Genomic DNA, 16,357 nt, shown 5'->3' on the forward strand with positions numbered 1-16,357 from the left:
TATGAATTAATATATGTTAGAGTAAATAAATAGAACCCTTTTACGAATCTATATTAGTCAATATTGCGAGATATGTGTTTGTAAATCTTATTAAGCAGATCTTCTTGTACAAATGGTTTATTGATAAAGTCGTCCATACCTGATCTAAGACATTTTTCCCTTTCTCCCTTTGCATTCTGAGCAGTAAATCCGATTATCGGGATCCGTGATATATCCTTGTCACTATAGTTATTTCGAATCTTATGAGTAGCTGTATACCCATTCATTGGGGACATCATAAGATCCATTAATATAATATCGTATTTCTTTTTTTCAATACATTTTATTGCTTCTTTACCATTCGTTGCAGTATCGACAAAAAAACTTCCGTGAGAAATTAATAATTTCATCACCAAATATTGATTTACCTCTTTATCCTCTACCAATAAAACCCTAAATTTTCTACTAATTTTCGGGAGCTTATATTTTTTAATTTTCTTTGTATGTTGAGTGTCTATTGTTTCAGTTTTAAGGGGAAGATTAAGACTAAATGAACTCCCTTCATTGATCGTACTGATTACTTTAATAGTTCCCTCCATTTGATCAACTAAATTCTTAACAATCGTTAAACCTAATCCAGTTCCAGTAACCTGCTTATCTTCATGGAATCGGGTAAACCTATCAAATATGAATTCCAAGTTTTCCTCTGCAATCCCCTGCCCTGTATCTGATACATTAAAGTTAACACTAAGTTTAGTGTGTTTCTGATAATTTCTAGTCACTTTTAGACTTATCTTACCTTCTTTTGTATATCTAAAGGCATTATTAAGAAGATTGAGAAGTATTTGTTGTATTCTTATTGGATCACCAATAAGTTCTTGTGGTATATTTTCATCCAGATAAACTTCAAAATCAATATCTTTTTCTTTTGCTTGACGTATATATCTTTCCTTAACCTCGTCAATAAGTTTTACGAAATCAAAGTTTTCTTTTTTTATTTCTAAAGTACCTGCTTCGATTTTTGAAATATCCAACATATCCGTAATAATGGATTCTAGATATTTACTCTCTCGTTTTATAATACCGAGCATTTCTTCTTGATCAAAACTTAGTTTGGTTTTTTCTAAAAGCTCAGTGAAACCAATAATACCAGTTAACGGTGTTTTAATTTGATGATTGATATTAGCAATAAGACTATTCTTAAATTCTTCTTTTTGCTCTAAAAACTGATGTTTTAGCTCTAACTCTCTATTAATAATCTTAGTCTCTTTCTTTTGTTGTACAATCTTAGTAAGTTCTTGGTATTTTTTCGTGTATTCAAAAATAGCCACCAGTACCTCTGTAGACTCAATACTAATAGTTACATCACATATTTTAACCTTAGATGATTCCTCAAAATGGACGCAGGGAAAAGTGTGCTCTTGATCGATTCGATTTGTTTTTTTTAATAACTCTTTAATAATTCCAAAAAACGGATGTATATCAAAGATGGAATTCCCTTCTTCCCAATTAAATAACACAGCATCAGTTTGTTTTATGACTCCATCAAAAGACACTACAATAAGCTGCATGTTTTTTTGAAATTTTAGTCTATATTCTTGATTAACTATAGATCCCATATTATCTTAAATTAGTAACTTCTGTCCCTAATATTTATAACCATCTTACATCCTGCTATAAAAAGTATGTTAAATCTACCCGTACTCTGAAGATAATAAACTTGTTCCTACAGGTCAATTAAAGATACTATTTTTATGATCATCATCCAATTGATCAATGAATAAGAATATGCACTACTCCTCCTAAACATAATTAAACATAAAAATACGTTTTGATTTCTAGAAAATAACTCTCACCACAAACCAGATTCGATACCTAAATCATTGTTTTGTTTTATACCACCTTAAACTTAGTGAAGAATGGTTAAAAATTAGCTCTTAATATATACAACATTGTCATTTAGCCATTATATCTAGTATCAAAATTTCATTTTTAATATGAAAAAATCAAGGAAATAAAGTAAAATGTAACAGAAAGGAATTTTGAACGTTTTTTATATAATTTAGCAATCTACCGTTACTCAAATTATTTGAATAAAAAAACTACATCTTATTCCATCAAAGAGGCCAAATTCTCTAATTTGTTTGATAAACATTATAACAAACTATACAATTATGCCTTTAAAGTTTTAAAAGAAACTGATCTTTCTGAGGAGCTAGTTCAAGAAACATTTATCAAGCTTTGGGAAAATTTTGAGAATGTCAAAGAATCCGAACGTTCTATAGAATCATTTTTGATTACAACACTTAAAAATAAAATTATAGATGATTTCAGAAAAAAACAAACCAGGCAAAAACACACTAATTTATATGCGCTCCATATTACGATAGAAACTGAGATTGATAAACAATGGGAATTGGTAGAGCGCATCGAAAATATCTATACTACATTGGAACAAAAAACAACAGATATTTTTAAATTATCAAGAGATAAAGGTTTTACCTACAAAGAAATTTCACAAAAAAAAGGCATTTCTATAAAAACTGTAGAACTCCATATTTCAAAGGCCTTAGCAGCATTTAAGAAAGGCTTAAAAGAATATTTATAAAAAAAAATCAAAATTTTAATAGGGTACCCCTGCTCCGCAAACGTCTTATATCTAATTAACACCTTTTGGGTATGGAGCATTTTAAAATTACAGAAACTGAACTTTGGGAATATATTTCGCAGACCGCGGATGATACTACTATTCTAAAAGTAGAAAAATGGAAAAACTCTCCCGATTTTGATGAAGCACTATTTACCAAAATAACAACCATCCATAAACATACTGCTACGAAAGACCCTTCTGTCCAGCAAGCAAAAAAACGATTCTTTACTACTGTTAAACCAAAAACACGGATTTGGAAAGAAATGTTGAAGTATGCGGCCGTATTGATCGTAATAATTTCTGGAATATATGTTTACGATACACTATCTCTAGATAAGAATTTAATAGTGGTACAAACGACTTTTGGCGAACAAAAAAGTATCACACTACCGGATGGCTCCAATGTTTGGCTAAATGCTTCAAGTAAATTATCTTATCATATCAAAACTCCAAGGACTTTATCATTGGAAGGAGAAGGGTTTTTTGAAGTTGCAAAAGATACATTACACCCTTTTACGGTAACTACACCAGATCATATTACAGTAAAGGCCTTAGGAACTAGTTTTAATGTAAAATCCTATATAGATAGTCCAACTACCGAAACAAAATTACTTACTGGTAAAGTTGAAGTTTCCTCTGATGAGCAGTTTAAACAAAAGGTGCTCATGATCCCTAATGAAAAAGTAACCTTTTATAAGCATACCAAAGAAGTAGTAAAATCCAAAATTGATCTTAATGCATCTGGTATTGCCTGGAGAGAAGGAAAAATACAATTCGAAAACAAAATCTTTAGAGAAATAGCCATCGATTTAAAAGCTCAATTTGGCAAACAAATCCGATTTAAAAATGAAGACATTGCGAATTCGAAATTCACCGGGTCTTTTAATACTACAACTCCTATAAATGAGATTTTCGAAATACTAAAAATTTCTAAAGAATTTACGTATAAACTAAACACAAAAACCAATGAGTGGATAATTGAATAAAAGTTATTAAAGTAGTATCCCGCTAAAAAGCGGGATTAGTTCAACTTACAATTTTGAGTTCTCCGCCATCGCGGATTCTTAAAATTGAGTTTCACTAAAAAGTGGGAAAACTGCCATTTTCCCACTATAAATGTCAAAAAATTCTAATCGCAAAATCAGTATTAATTAACAATATTCAAATGTATGAAAATAAACCTTTTTCAGGGTATACTATTGCCAAAAAGCAGGTATAGAAAAACTATTTTTTTAATGAAATTATCTTTCTTTTTTTATCTAATTTTTTGTTTTCAACTGCTGGCATTTAATGGATTCTCTCAAAACAGCGTTACGCTAACGGAAGAAAATAGTTCATTAAAATCAATTATATATAAAATTGAAGAACAGACATCTTACACATTTATCTTTAGTAATGATGTGATCGATATTGGCCAAAATTTTAGTATAACAATTATAGAAAAAAATGTAGCAGAAGCCCTCGAGTTACTCTTCAAGGATGAAACAATTTCTTTCAAAATCAAAAAAAATCATATTATTCTTTCTAAAATTGAAAGGCAAGATGACGATTTTACGATTAGCGGGATTGTTACCGACGCAAGTACTGGTGAAACACTTTTGGGCGCCAGTATTATTATAAAAAACAGCAACAGTGGAGTATTTACCAATGAATATGGTTTTTATTCCATAACATTGTCCAAAGGAGATTATATTTTGGAGATTTCGTATTTGGGCTATGTAACCAAAACGCTTGATGTTCAATTAGAAGCGAATAAAAATATAAAGATAGAGCTTCAACCATCTTCCAGTGAGCTAGATGAAGTTATAATAGCATCTAATTATAATAATAAAAGTCAGGTAGATCCTATTCTTGGAGGAACCACTAGCTTGACTGCTTCGGAAATTAAAAAACTACCATCTCTTTTAGGGGAGCCGGATATTACCCGTGCAGTTTTAACGCAACCAGGGATTAGTAGTATTGGCGAAGGAACTAGCGGTTTTAATGTAAGAGGCGGAAACGTAGATCAAAACTTAATTCTACTTGATGAAGCTCCCTTGTACAACACATCCCATTTATTTGGATTGTTTTCTATTTTTAATGCAGATGCAATTAAAATATTAAAATTATATAAAGGTGAAATTCCTTCACGTTTTGGGGGTAGAGCATCATCAGTACTAGAAATTAGACAAAAAAATGGTAACTCAAAGAGAATTAAAGGAGAAGGTGGATTAGGATTATTGTTTTCTAAATTTACCATAGAAGGTCCTATTAAAAAGGATAAAGTAAGCTTCTTAGCTTCTGGCCGGAGATCTTATTTTGATGTGTTTTTTCCGTTATTTAAAGGTAATGAGGCTGTTGATAAATTCCATTTTTATGATTTAAACACCAAACTTACCTGGAACATTAATAAAAATAATAGACTATATGCTTCAGGTATTTTTGCTGCGGATGTCTTAAAATTTAATCAAGAAGAAGAAAACGGCGAAGGAGGATTTGATTCTGATTTAGATCTTGGATGGATAAATACTACTGCTACCTTACGATGGAATCATACTTTTTCTAATAGATTGTTTTCTAATATAACAGGTATCTATAGTAAATACGATTTCTCATTAGGACAGAGAGAAGATCTTCGAGAAGAAGAAATTGAAGAAGATATTGAAGAGACCGTCGAAAGATCAATTGAGAATTGGATTTTTAAGCCTGATTTCACTTATTATTCAAGTCCTAGTACCTTAATGCGATTTGGTCTCTATGGTAATTTATATCAATTCATTCCTAAAATTACCAGTACAGCAGGTAACGAAATTTTAGACAAAGAAAAGGCATTAGAACTAGCTGCTTATTATAGTATCGAAAAACAATGGAATAAACTATCATTATCAACAGGTTTACGATATTCATGGTTTGCTAATTTTGGAGCAGAAAACATTGCTATCTATGACCCTAATCTTCCGCAAACACAAAACTCAATTATTGGGAATAGAAGTATAAAAAATAACGAGATATCGAAAACTTATTCTGGATTAGAACCGCGCATATCTTTAAAATATAATCTTAATGATAGAAAAGCCTTTAAAATAGGATATAACAGAATGTTTCAATACATACATTCCATTAATAGACAAACTATAACATTACCAAACGATACTTGGAAACCTTCTGGCGAACATATTGCTCCGTTAAAAGTAAATCAATTTTCTGCCGGATTCGCCTATGACACCAAAGATCAAAGCTATAATTTTTCGGTGGAGGGATATTACAAAACATTTGATGATCTAATAATCTATAAAAATGGAGCTAGATTAGGAGTTTTTGACAACTTAGAAACCGAATTAGTAGCTGCCGAAGGTTTTTCTTATGGATTAGAATTAGCTGCTCATAAAAACAAAGGAAGGTTAACTGGAAATGTAAACTATACTTATTCTGTATCAAAACGAAAAACGAAAAGTAATTTCTCTTCAGAGCAAATTAATAACAATACCTATTTCCCTTCGAATTTTGATAGACCGCATATATTTAATATCACTGCCAATTACAAATTATCTAAAAAGTGGGAAGTGGGAGCATTTTTTACCTATCAAACAGGAAGACCTATCACCCAGCCTAATGGCAGATTGACTTTAGACGGAGATTCATTTATCACCTATTCTGACAGAAATGCATTTAGAATCCCGAACACTCATAGAGCAGACATCTCGTTTACTTATACACCTACTGATAATCCTAAAACTAACTGGAAAGGAAGCTGGAATTTTGGTATGTATAATGTATATGGTCGCAAAAACGCATTTTCAGTTAATTCTGTTTTTGACGATAACCAATTAGAAACGTCTCAAATTTCTTTTATCGCCGCACCAATTCCTTTCATATCCTACAATTTTAAATTTTAGAACCATGAAAAAACTACATATATACATAACATTTATTTCATTATTCACATTTATAAGTTGTGTTGAGGATATTAGTCAAGATTTTGAATTTAAAGAGCAGGTATTCATTTCCGGATTATTAACAAACGAGGAAGGTTTTGTTTCGGTTCAGGTTCAAAAAACTGTTCCAGTAACCGATACGACCTTTAGTGCTGTAAATGACGCACAGATATCGTTGTTTACACGAGATGCATCTGATACTGTCTCATTAGTTTCGGATTCATTTATTGCTGATAATGGCCAGTATACCAGTGCAGAGATGATCACTCCTATTATAGGCAACACTTATTGGATAGAAGTGATGTTACAAGATGAAACTGTACTTATATCAGAAAAAGAAATTTTAAGACCACCTATTCCTATTACAGATATGGTAAAAACTGATGATAGTATTCGAATTACTTTCACCGGTCCAATTGATGTACAAAATTTCTATTTAATTCAGTTAGAAATTCTTAAAGATGGTGTATTAATTTCTGATGAATTGATCGTATCCAATGACAGAATTATCAATGAAGAGGAAGAAAAAGTTCTTGTTATAACTGGTATGAACGAAGGCGAAACGTTACGTGTAGACATCAGCAATATTAACTTCACTACGTTTCAGTTTTATAGCAATGTCATTAGTAACCAAGGAAATGAACCGGAAGTATCCTCTCTATTTTTACCTGTCAATCTTGTTGGTAATATTACTAACACCGTAACGGATGAATTGGTTCTCGGCAATTTTGGTATAGCAGGGTTAACTGCGATTACTATAGATTTCTAATCAATCGTCAAATATATTTTTTATAGATATATCAGGACATTAAACTATCCTGATGCTATCCTTTGATTTCAATCAATTACTACATTTTTAGGAGGTTACCTTAATGGAGGTGTACCCTATCAAATTATTACAAACAATTCAAATTTAAATTATTATGAAACATTATCGCATGTACACAACAGTCCTTATTCTATCATTATTTTTCATCAGCTGCGACTCTGATGATGTTATCGTTACTGATGAACCTCTTGAAATATCAGAAGAAATTAAAGATTTAATTTATTTTAAAGGAGAGGAAGATGCTCCTGTCGTTTTGATCAATGTACAAAGTGGTCCTGATACTGAACTTAGTACGGGCGAAGTTGATGAGGTTTTTCAAAATTTTGATACTACAGACCTTTTAGCTGTAAATGTGCACCAAGCACAAACATTAAATTCAGACCAATTCGAAAGTAATGACATAACATTTGATCAAGCTATTAATCTTGATGTAGAAAGCGTAGAAATTTTATACAAAGTTGTCAAATATTTTAAAGATCAAGGAAGAACAGTTTATGTTTTAGGAATTTCATTTGGAGCTTTCGTAACACAAGATCTTATCGCAAAAAAAGGGATAGACGTAGCAGACAACTATTTGATTATAGCAGGTAGGTTAGATATGGATGCAATTGTATGGGAAGCTTTTTCTGAAGGAAGGGCTGGGTATTTCGAAAACGGAATTAATCCAATTCTGGATCAAGAACCAGAAGCGGATGTTATCGATAGAAACTTAAACCGATTAGCTGCAGGATTTGCAATGAATAGATATACCGAACTTCTTGCTTCTTTTGATGACTTATCTAGTATTACCTATGTATACGGAGAAACAGATCAAGCAGTCGGTAGACTTACATCTGCAGAAATTGAATTTTTACAGTCTAAAAACACAAATATAATTACTGGTTCTGGAGATCATGATGAAACGATTAATGACTTCATTCCACAAGGTTTTGAAGAGGCATTCGGAATACAATTACAAAACTGATAATACTGTTGGAATGCACAACAATCAAAATCATTTAAAAGCTAAAGATTATATAGTTTATTTATTGTAAACCTCTATAAATCTAAACTTTAGTAAAACAAAAAGAGGTTATCCGAAAAGCTAAATATATAAAAGACTGAGCCTAGTCGAAGTCTGTTAATTCATTGGAAAACAGATTACATTTCTACTTTGCTCAATGTACCGACACGTATTTTTAATCCTTTTCAGACAACCTCTTTTTTGAACAATAATTTAATAACAGGTACTATCATATCACTTTTGTCTGGCAATCCATTTATCAATGACTGACTTCTCCTTATCAATAGAATAATACTTAATTTTATTCCCATCTATGACCTCCCCAAATCTAACATCATCATTTGGATATCTACTTTTGTACCCATTTAATTGATCAGTTATCATATCCACCATAGACCTGTTAATCAAACCAGCTCCAATAGCTTTTTGAACATTAAAATAATACGACCCTGCCGGTTTGGGTTTCCACAGAGGGACTATTTTATAGGGCAATAATTCATTTTCTATTAAGAACTCCCCATCAATCCAATGTAATTTTTTTGGCATATCGGTAGCTAAAATAAGGCTTGACACAAAATCTTTAAACGGTGTTGAATGATAAGCTACATTATACTCTCCATAAGTTTTAGTCCTAGAACAATGCAAAATGAAATTGGACAGACTTTGAACATCTGTTACCTGAATATGATGATCTTGCACATTTGGCAAAAGTATCTCTCCTCCTCTATAAAATCTCACAGGCCAAAAAGGTTGAGCACTTGGGTCATTTGGTCTGGTAGTCCTAAAATCTTTCATCCCATGAGATCTATATATGGTATAGTTATCCATTCTTTCGCGTATAGCTTCTTCTGCAAAAGTTTTTCTTATAGCATATCTAAAATCCTCCTGTATTGTTTTAGGAAATTTAGGGAGTGGATTTAAAGGTTCTGTTTCTTCAATAAATTTCTTATCCCATTTATCATATACAGAAACTGTTGATATATAATGATAATGGCCGATACGCCCTTTAAATTCATCAAGAAAATCTGCAACTGCTTTTGGTGATTTTTGCCATGTATCTACAACGATATCCCAATGGGATTCTCTGTACTTTCTATCAATATTCTTGAGTTCCTTCTTATCTTCTTTTTCTCGATCACATATAATAATAGGTAGGTTATTAAAAAGTGTCGGATTAGTTTTTCCTCTATTTAATAAAGTCACGTTATAACCAGCCTTTAAAAAAACCTGCACTATGCTAGGACCTATAAAACCTCTTCCACCTAGTATGAGTACATTTTTATTTATACTACTAATTGTTTTGCCCGCCAAGACCTCTATTGGATTAACCAAGGTTAATGCAGAAGCTGCCGCAAATGTTTTAATAAATTCTCTTTTATTCATTTACTTTTAATATTGAAGGGGTTATTTTAATGAGTTCTTAAATTCTATAATCGTTATTAGCTTCTCTTTTTACTTTATGTAATTAAGAATAAACAATACTATCGCGTATACGTTTATCTATCCGATATTTTTGAATCCCTTAGATATTTCTTAGGTAAATATTTAGACATAATTTTCAAAAAAGAAAATATCGAGTTTCTATTAACAGTAATATTATTTATTGCTGTCAAACAAATATTGAAGTTTTAAATGATGTATTAGAAGGTATTAATTAATTCGTACTCATTTCTTTCTTATACTGCCCAGGCGTTTTTCCGGTTTGTTTTTTAAAATGATAAAAAAACACTGACTTGGAATTAAATCCACAATCATACCCTAAGCCTTCCATTGTTAAATAAGAGCTTTCCCCTTCTCTAATTTTATGAGTAGCGTATTCAATTCTTTTAGTATTGACCAAATCATAAAAAGTAGTTTTCATTTCAGAATTTATTACCTGAGATAAATGATGTTTACGAATATCTATTGATCTGGATAACATTGTCAAAGAAAAATCAGGATTTAAATATGATTTATCTTCCTTAAAATATTGATTGATAAGGCGACGAATGTTATTAATTTCATTAGTCTTTAATGGACTGTGCTTATATTTCCCCTTATTTGGACTTAGATTATCAGATACTTCTTCTGGTTTGTAAATCGTTCCATACTTCAATCCATAAAAACCAATTATCATTACTAAAATAGTATACCGAAGTACATCTACAAATTCAAAATATGACACACCTACGCTCAACTCTGTAACAAGTCGTATCATACTAATCCCCATACTGACTAAGAAAATAATAGCGGCGGTCTTAATCCAAAAATATTCTAAAACCGCACTGTTAGAAGTCTTGGATTTCAAAAATCTAATTTTACTCTTGAAATGATACAATATAAAGGAAGGATAAAAAATCAATGAAATTAATTTCACAATAAGAAGTATCACTTCCCAATTAGGTTCGTGAATATCTTCTACATAAAAACATCCTATAAAAAAGAATAAAAATGGGACGAAATGTAAAAGACTCTTTTTCGTAAAATGCGCTCCAAGAATTGAATTTGAATAGAATAAAAAAAACGGACCATGTAAGAAACTAATGGTCATGATTAAAATATCTATCACGGTAACTTCATAAAACCCAATACTTAGTTTTAACGATAAATGAATTGAGAATACAAGAAACCATATCATCAATATCCAATCTGATTTGTTTCTCTCTTTTTTTATAAAAATTAATAGGGCAAATAATATACTTTGAATTGCACCAATTCCTGAAACTATAGCTACTGAAGTGGACATTTAATGAACTTTTAAAGTATTAAAATGCTTTGCTAAAGTAGTAATAATTTGACTTTTTTAATGAGGAGTTGAATAAATGAGCTATTGCCAAGAAATTACCCTATACTAAATCAATGGATGAGAGAATTTCTGCAGTCCGTTTTTGTAACCTATTTAATGAATAACTTTCTTCTTAATTTACGGGCTAATCTTTATCTATTTCAATAGAATTATTTCTAAACTTAGCCGTTCGCGCAAAGTCTTTGATTGTGAACTTAGCTCCTATTTCTTTAAAGTGAATAGTAGATAATTGTTGTAAAACAGATAGTAAGGTATAGTTCATTTTTTTATATGAAACGTTATTTCACTTATATTTTAGTTTGTTAATTTCTCAAATACTATGCTTAGTAATTTTTTAAACCTAGTTTGGTATAATTCAACTTCAAAAGAATGTGCAATACATTCAAAAGTAATATCGTGAAAGCAAAAAAAGAAATGCTTAGTGTTTTTCCAATTTTCTGATTTTTTTATATCCAGTTCGAATTCATAATTTTTAGAGGCGCATAGAGTTCAAGACCTTTTTCATATAGCGGATGTCCTTCGAATACCTCATCATTTGGAGCGCCCAATTTAGCAGACGTACAATGTTCAAATTCTACTAAAGCCAAAGAGACAATGTTATCACGTGTAGTATCCACCATAGTAGTATACGTTCCATCCCAGTTTGGGTCAACTGATTTTACATAAAACAGCAAATATGTTTTATGATCATTCATAAATAAATGAGGTAACGGGGCTCCTACATCCCAAGTTTCCGGAAAGTCAATAATATCGGCATATTCTGTATTTTTTGAAGCAGCGAGTTGACGTTCGCAAATGAGAAGATTATGAGAAGCTTCATTAAACTCCTGCCACTCTTTTCCCGTATTTGATGTTCTAATCGCTAGACTTGCTTTTTTAAGTCTAGCTTTTGCAAGATTTAATTTATTCTCATAGTTTTCAATAATCTTTGACATCATTTAATACATTATTTTACATGCACTCTTAGTTCAGAATATAGTTGTTTTAGTATTCTGCCCAATCGTTTAGTTGGATGACTTTTATTTTGGTAATATTGTTTAAATCTATATCAATAATTGCACCTGTATCCCCGTAACAAATTAAATGTTCATTTTTTACTTCGGCTTTGTGTATAGGATTAGAAAATGTAAAGAAAATACTCCAATCTAAGGTTTTATCTTCATTAAGAGAGGCTACATATCCTTCGTTACCCATAGCACCATCTCCAAATACAATAGTTTTGTCTTTATATTTAAAAGAGCCATGAAATATATCTATCTCGGTCCAAATATCTTCATTATGCCTTTCAATGCCAGAAAGTGTTGTATCACATAATGGAAACCAGTGTCTTTTTACTTCTTTTGTCTCGCTATTTTCCACGCAATACGTATTCCCCATAATGACGTAACCGTCTCCGTATGCAATACAGTCAAAGCCAATAACAAATCCTTCTTTCCATTTATCTTGAATTTTTTTGTTCATTACTACATCTTCCTCCATATATTCTAATTCATTAAAGTTTATTTTTTCTGTTTCTTGAATAAATCTCTTAGGTAAGTTATCTAAAAACAATTGTACTTCGTCTATTTTTTTATCGACAAATTCAGTTTCATTAAGCCTTTTAATTTCTATTTTCTCAGTTTCTTTTGGTTCTAAAGAATCATTAAAAGAACTACAGAGTTGGTATTTAAAATGAATCCATTCTGTTCCTACTTCTATAAATACTAATGCATTTAGAAAATGAGGTTTTACGGTTTTATCAGACCATTGATACTCATCAAAATCCAACTCTAATCGCCATTGTTTATTTCTTCCCCAGCTGGCATATTCAAATTGACAAATTATGGGTAATGGATATGGAAATTCTCTTTCTTTTAAAAGTTGTTCATATTGTGGTGTTATGTTTTGTTGTATTACCGAAAACTGATCACGTAATAAGGCGTTAATCTCCTTATAAAACAAAGTATGTATCACCTTTTCTTTTTCTTCCATTTCTATATTGTTTTTCTCCAATCCTTATAAAACCAATCCTCTTTTGTAGGTAGTTGATGCTCTTGGCAATCAAAGGTTTCTTGTACAAAAAACAGACTCTTATTTTTTACTCTCTCTTCTGTCCATGAATTCATTAAATCATACTTATTGTTCATTTGTCTTATCGCTGCTTTGTAATTTTTGAAACAGCATAACCCACCAAACATGCCATTTCCAACAGGGTGATAGTTGGAGTACTTGCAACTCAAACAAGTATTTAAATAGATATGTTCTGGTAATTGATTTTGTATGGCTATCAATGCATCTTCCATCCATTCTAATTTCTTTTCAACAGTAAATTCTCCAAAGGATGTAGTTAACATCAAGCAAGTAAGTTCGCTATCTAAACCTTTAATAGTTGTAGTTTCACCAACTTCTACATGTACTATTAGTGGTGCTGTAAATTTATTTTTTTTGATCGAATCAAAAAGTAAAATAGGAATTGTTACTGCTAACGTAAAGTTGGTTAAATCTCCTGACCCATCCTGAAACATTTCATAATCGAATTTAGAATCATCAATCTCTTCTGCTCCCAACATTTCAAAATCTTGTCCTTCAAAATCAATCCCTCTTAGGGTAAAATACATATCACTACCATCAGATTTTATGACAACCTCTTCTGTTCCTCTTTGGTCTTGATATGTTGCTAAGTATTTTCGCATAGGTATTTACTTTTCTATTAAATATGGAAAACCAATGTTATCTATGTTACTTTTTGTTCCCATTGATACTAATGTAAACTGAAACTCGAACGTAGCTTCTTCAATGTCATTTTCTAAAGTAAATCCTCCTAAAATGGTGATCGCATAACAACCATTTTCTAGTACAATCTTTTGTCTAACGCCAGTTTTAACTGCTTCTTTTAAATGACTAATACTACCCGCCTCTGTCCAATTCTTTAAGTAAGGAACGGTTAGTAAACAAACTTCATTATTGATAACTTTTAAGATATACCCTGTTTTTTCGAACAATAGTAAACCCTTGTCTTCCTTAAATATAGAAGTTTGATTAGTTGTGTTAAAAAAAATGGTATATGGTTGATTTTTAATGTTGCTCATAGGAATTATGACCCCTTTTTCTATTGCTAATTCGGCACTTTCATTGGTTGTAAATTCATTCATTATATCATCTGACAAATCGTTTTCTTGTTTAAACAATAATAAGTTTGCAGGATCAGTTAAAAAGAAATAATCCCAGGTATCATTTAGACATTCGGTAAATTTTATCATTTTTTATCTATTTTTTATTCCCATACTTTATTCTGATAGGCTTCATAACGCTCTCCATTCTCATTGGGATTGACCTGTTTTGCCCATTTTATCAAATTTTCTTCAGATTCACTTGTATCCGAAATACTAAAAAGTACCAAAATATCCTTCGTTAAACTATCCTTAAAAAAGTTATCTTTTTGTAATTCTTCTAATACTTGAACACAGTTTTCGAATACCTGTTTCTTAAAGGTTACAAAGTCTATATTTTCGTTTAAAGCTTGTTGACTTAGGATGTCACAAATTTCATCAATCTCATCATTTGCTCCATCTGATGTATCCCATTCTGCAGGTTCAAACTCATATACTTCTTTGTAGACCGGATCTTCTTTTTGCATTTTTTGTAAATGCGTTTTGGTATTGGTGTATGGAACAACAGTCATAGCGCCATCATCACTAACTAAAGCGAAGGCACAGATGTCTTTTCCATATTTAGCAACATTTTCTATAAATGCCTTTTTAGTGACCTTTTTTATTTGTTGTTTTAAAGTATTAAAATCCATGTTTTTACTATTTCCATCGGTTTGGGTTTTCGGCTACTAATCCAAACGAACTTAGATGAAAGTCGTTTGTATCTATATCCTCAACATCATTTATATTTTCAAAAGTTAATTCGATTCCACTATTCAGTCTTAAAAGAACACCTAGCTTATCTGTTTTTTTCTTGTAATCAATGTTATGAGTGTTTAATGCTGTTACTACAAATTTCAGATTTAGCTTGTCTATATCTTCAAAGATCCATTTGTCTAGTTTTATTTGATTACTGCTTTCTAACTTTCCTTCATACCAATGATCAGAATATATTAAATAGAGTTTTTTATTTTCAAAAAAAAGTTCAATTCCTCCATACGTCCAAATATTGACTTCTTCAGTTAAAAAATCTGGACTATAACAATCTGGATCCGGAAAATTATTTATAATCCATTCTTTGGTTTGTCCTAGTTTTAGATAATCAAACTTTCCTGTTTTAAAAAACTCTAACAGGTCTATTTCAATAGGTATTTTTAACTTCATGTAAACATTCTATTTATAACCATATATAATTACAGTTCCATTTTCTTCTTCAAAAGGTATGTTTAGTTTTTTAAGTAAACTAATTACTTCTTCCGTCTCATCTACTATTTTTGGCGGAACTAAACGCCCTTCGCTTTTTCTATGCTTAGGTCGTATCTCAAGCCATTCGATCGTAAAAAATATAGGAAGTCCTTCTTCCCAATAACTAGACCAATCTCCAAAATAGGCAGGCTCTTTTTCTATATCTTTAAAACTAAATGTAGCCTTATCCCATTGTACCAATTTTTCATTATAGGCTGGAGGAAAAGGTAAATTCTCTATTCCTTGTTGTAACTCGAGCCATTTGGTATCATTCATTACAGATGATAGTTTTTTACGCATTGCAATGCCTCTTATTTGTTGCTTGAGCTTTACAATATCTTGGTCATTTTCTGTAAGGTATTTGTATTGTTCGAATACAGTCATATCTTTTAGATGACTGGAAGTATATAAATTGTATTTGTCTTGGTTTTTCACTTTGATGCTATTGTTATTTCATATTCAAACTCGAAAAATTTATAAGTCAACCAACCATCGCTTTCTTTACTAAATCCATTTAATACTAGTGTTGTTTCTTCATTAAGAAGAATTTCTTGAATACAGTCAAATGTTTCCATACTATTCATCCAATCTATTTTCACATAATACCCATCCGTAGATGGGTCTTTTGTTATGTATTTACTAACACACAATTTTTCCCATTTTTTTATTGTTATTCGTGTTTCATTATACCTTTCTAAATCACTAATTCTAATGGAACCATCTGAAACAATATTTATTTCATCATAATTTTCTCCAAGTGACATTTCTTTAATTCCGAAATCAGAGAGACTTATATTATCTATTTTTAATTGCTTCATCATATT

General features: G+C 30.9%; 17 protein-coding genes. 5 read left to right on the forward strand and 12 right to left on the reverse strand.

All coding sequences use genetic code 11. The features are described from left to right. Positions 1 to 53: 53 nt before the first annotated feature. Positions 54 to 1,598 carry an ATP-binding protein gene (locus Q0829_RS15845; RefSeq protein ID WP_298544891.1) on the reverse strand — a complete coding sequence of 515 codons (1,545 nt, stop codon included), beginning with the start codon at positions 1,596 to 1,598 and terminating at the stop codon, positions 54 to 56. Between the two features lie 470 nt (positions 1,599 to 2,068). On the opposite strand from Q0829_RS15845, the gene Q0829_RS15850 reads away from it, so the two are divergent. From Q0829_RS15850 to Q0829_RS15870, 5 genes are all read left to right on the forward strand, one after another. Beyond that, the gene (locus Q0829_RS15850; protein ID WP_298544892.1) at positions 2,069 to 2,587 is read left to right on the forward strand and encodes a sigma-70 family RNA polymerase sigma factor; all 519 of its coding nucleotides are present in this window, start codon (positions 2,069 to 2,071) and stop codon (positions 2,585 to 2,587) included. A 71-nt stretch (positions 2,588 to 2,658) separates the two neighbouring features. Continuing rightward, positions 2,659 to 3,615 carry a FecR domain-containing protein gene (locus Q0829_RS15855; RefSeq protein ID WP_298544895.1) on the forward strand — a complete coding sequence of 319 codons (957 nt, stop codon included), beginning with the start codon at positions 2,659 to 2,661 and terminating at the stop codon, positions 3,613 to 3,615. Positions 3,616 to 3,864: 249 nt separating this feature from the next. Then, on the forward strand, positions 3,865 to 6,504 hold the full coding sequence (locus tag Q0829_RS15860; protein WP_298544898.1) for a TonB-dependent receptor: 2,640 nt from the start codon (positions 3,865 to 3,867) through the stop codon (positions 6,502 to 6,504). Between the two features lie 4 nt (positions 6,505 to 6,508). After that, the gene (locus tag Q0829_RS15865) at positions 6,509 to 7,312 is read left to right on the forward strand and encodes a DUF4249 family protein (protein ID WP_298544901.1); all 804 of its coding nucleotides are present in this window, start codon (positions 6,509 to 6,511) and stop codon (positions 7,310 to 7,312) included. Between the two features lie 154 nt (positions 7,313 to 7,466). Continuing rightward, positions 7,467 to 8,336 (forward strand): hypothetical protein, encoded by an 870-nt coding sequence (locus Q0829_RS15870; protein ID WP_298544904.1) that lies wholly within the window; start codon positions 7,467 to 7,469, stop codon positions 8,334 to 8,336. A gap of 273 nt (positions 8,337 to 8,609) precedes the next feature. Here Q0829_RS15870 and Q0829_RS15875 read toward each other — a convergent pair whose 3' ends face one another. From Q0829_RS15875 to Q0829_RS15925, 11 genes are all read right to left on the reverse strand, one after another. Beyond that, positions 8,610 to 9,758 (reverse strand): NAD-dependent epimerase/dehydratase family protein, encoded by a 1,149-nt coding sequence (locus Q0829_RS15875; protein WP_298544906.1) that lies wholly within the window; start codon positions 9,756 to 9,758, stop codon positions 8,610 to 8,612. A gap of 271 nt (positions 9,759 to 10,029) precedes the next feature. Next, complete coding sequence (locus Q0829_RS15880; protein ID WP_298544909.1) at positions 10,030 to 11,100, reverse strand: AraC family transcriptional regulator; 1,071 nt, start codon at positions 11,098 to 11,100, stop codon at positions 10,030 to 10,032. A gap of 184 nt (positions 11,101 to 11,284) precedes the next feature. Beyond that, positions 11,285 to 11,422, reverse strand: a complete 138-nt coding sequence (locus Q0829_RS15885; protein WP_298544911.1) for a hypothetical protein — start codon at positions 11,420 to 11,422, stop codon at positions 11,285 to 11,287. Positions 11,423 to 11,606: 184 nt separating this feature from the next. After that, entirely contained in the window at positions 11,607 to 12,098 is a 492-nt protein-coding gene (locus Q0829_RS15890; protein ID WP_298544914.1) for a hypothetical protein, read from the reverse strand. A gap of 46 nt (positions 12,099 to 12,144) precedes the next feature. Then, positions 12,145 to 13,131, reverse strand: coding sequence for a hypothetical protein (locus tag Q0829_RS15895; RefSeq protein ID WP_298544918.1), 987 nt, complete (start codon positions 13,129 to 13,131; stop codon positions 12,145 to 12,147). A 2-nt stretch (positions 13,132 to 13,133) separates the two neighbouring features. Continuing rightward, positions 13,134 to 13,832: a DUF6304 family protein gene (locus Q0829_RS15900; RefSeq protein ID WP_298544920.1), complete on the reverse strand. Its 699-nt coding sequence runs from the start codon at positions 13,830 to 13,832 to the stop codon at positions 13,134 to 13,136. Positions 13,833 to 13,838: 6 nt separating this feature from the next. Beyond that, positions 13,839 to 14,399 (reverse strand): hypothetical protein, encoded by a 561-nt coding sequence (locus Q0829_RS15905; RefSeq protein ID WP_298544923.1) that lies wholly within the window; start codon positions 14,397 to 14,399, stop codon positions 13,839 to 13,841. 14 nt (positions 14,400 to 14,413) lie between these two features. Beyond that, the gene (locus Q0829_RS15910) at positions 14,414 to 14,941 is read right to left on the reverse strand and encodes a DUF4303 domain-containing protein (RefSeq protein ID WP_298544925.1); all 528 of its coding nucleotides are present in this window, start codon (positions 14,939 to 14,941) and stop codon (positions 14,414 to 14,416) included. 7 nt (positions 14,942 to 14,948) lie between these two features. Further along, a complete protein-coding gene (locus tag Q0829_RS15915; RefSeq protein WP_298544928.1) occupies positions 14,949 to 15,452 on the reverse strand; it encodes a hypothetical protein in 504 nt (167 codons plus the stop codon). A 9-nt stretch (positions 15,453 to 15,461) separates the two neighbouring features. Continuing rightward, on the reverse strand, positions 15,462 to 15,968 hold the full coding sequence (locus Q0829_RS15920) for a DUF6678 family protein (protein ID WP_298544932.1): 507 nt from the start codon (positions 15,966 to 15,968) through the stop codon (positions 15,462 to 15,464). Beyond that, positions 15,965 to 16,354: a hypothetical protein gene (locus Q0829_RS15925; RefSeq protein ID WP_298544933.1), complete on the reverse strand. Its 390-nt coding sequence runs from the start codon at positions 16,352 to 16,354 to the stop codon at positions 15,965 to 15,967. The genes Q0829_RS15920 and Q0829_RS15925 overlap by 4 nt, the downstream gene beginning before the upstream one ends. Between the last annotated feature and the right edge of the window lie 3 nt (positions 16,355 to 16,357).

Source organism: uncultured Aquimarina sp., assembly GCF_947492405.1.
Taxonomy (GTDB): Bacteria; Bacteroidota; Bacteroidia; order Flavobacteriales; family Flavobacteriaceae; genus Aquimarina.

Coding starts and splice junctions, on each gene's coding strand:
- Q0829_RS15845 (WP_298544891.1), bottom strand. CDS start 1,598: ATGGGATCTATAGTTAATCAAGAATATAGACTAAAATTTCAAAAAAAC.
- Q0829_RS15855 (WP_298544895.1), top strand. CDS start 2,659: ATGGAGCATTTTAAAATTACAGAAACTGAACTTTGGGAATATATTTCG.
- Q0829_RS15860 (WP_298544898.1), top strand. CDS start 3,865: ATGAAATTATCTTTCTTTTTTTATCTAATTTTTTGTTTTCAACTGCTG.
- Q0829_RS15865 (WP_298544901.1), top strand. CDS start 6,509: ATGAAAAAACTACATATATACATAACATTTATTTCATTATTCACATTT.
- Q0829_RS15870 (WP_298544904.1), top strand. CDS start 7,467: ATGAAACATTATCGCATGTACACAACAGTCCTTATTCTATCATTATTT.
- Q0829_RS15875 (WP_298544906.1), bottom strand. CDS start 9,758: ATGAATAAAAGAGAATTTATTAAAACATTTGCGGCAGCTTCTGCATTA.
- Q0829_RS15880 (WP_298544909.1), bottom strand. CDS start 11,100: ATGTCCACTTCAGTAGCTATAGTTTCAGGAATTGGTGCAATTCAAAGT.
- Q0829_RS15885 (WP_298544911.1), bottom strand. CDS start 11,422: ATGAACTATACCTTACTATCTGTTTTACAACAATTATCTACTATTCAC.
- Q0829_RS15890 (WP_298544914.1), bottom strand. CDS start 12,098: ATGATGTCAAAGATTATTGAAAACTATGAGAATAAATTAAATCTTGCA.
- Q0829_RS15895 (WP_298544918.1), bottom strand. CDS start 13,131: ATGGAAGAAAAAGAAAAGGTGATACATACTTTGTTTTATAAGGAGATT.
- Q0829_RS15900 (WP_298544920.1), bottom strand. CDS start 13,832: ATGCGAAAATACTTAGCAACATATCAAGACCAAAGAGGAACAGAAGAG.
- Q0829_RS15905 (WP_298544923.1), bottom strand. CDS start 14,399: ATGATAAAATTTACCGAATGTCTAAATGATACCTGGGATTATTTCTTT.
- Q0829_RS15910 (WP_298544925.1), bottom strand. CDS start 14,941: ATGGATTTTAATACTTTAAAACAACAAATAAAAAAGGTCACTAAAAAG.
- Q0829_RS15915 (WP_298544928.1), bottom strand. CDS start 15,452: ATGAAGTTAAAAATACCTATTGAAATAGACCTGTTAGAGTTTTTTAAA.
- Q0829_RS15925 (WP_298544933.1), bottom strand. CDS start 16,354: ATGATGAAGCAATTAAAAATAGATAATATAAGTCTCTCTGATTTCGGA.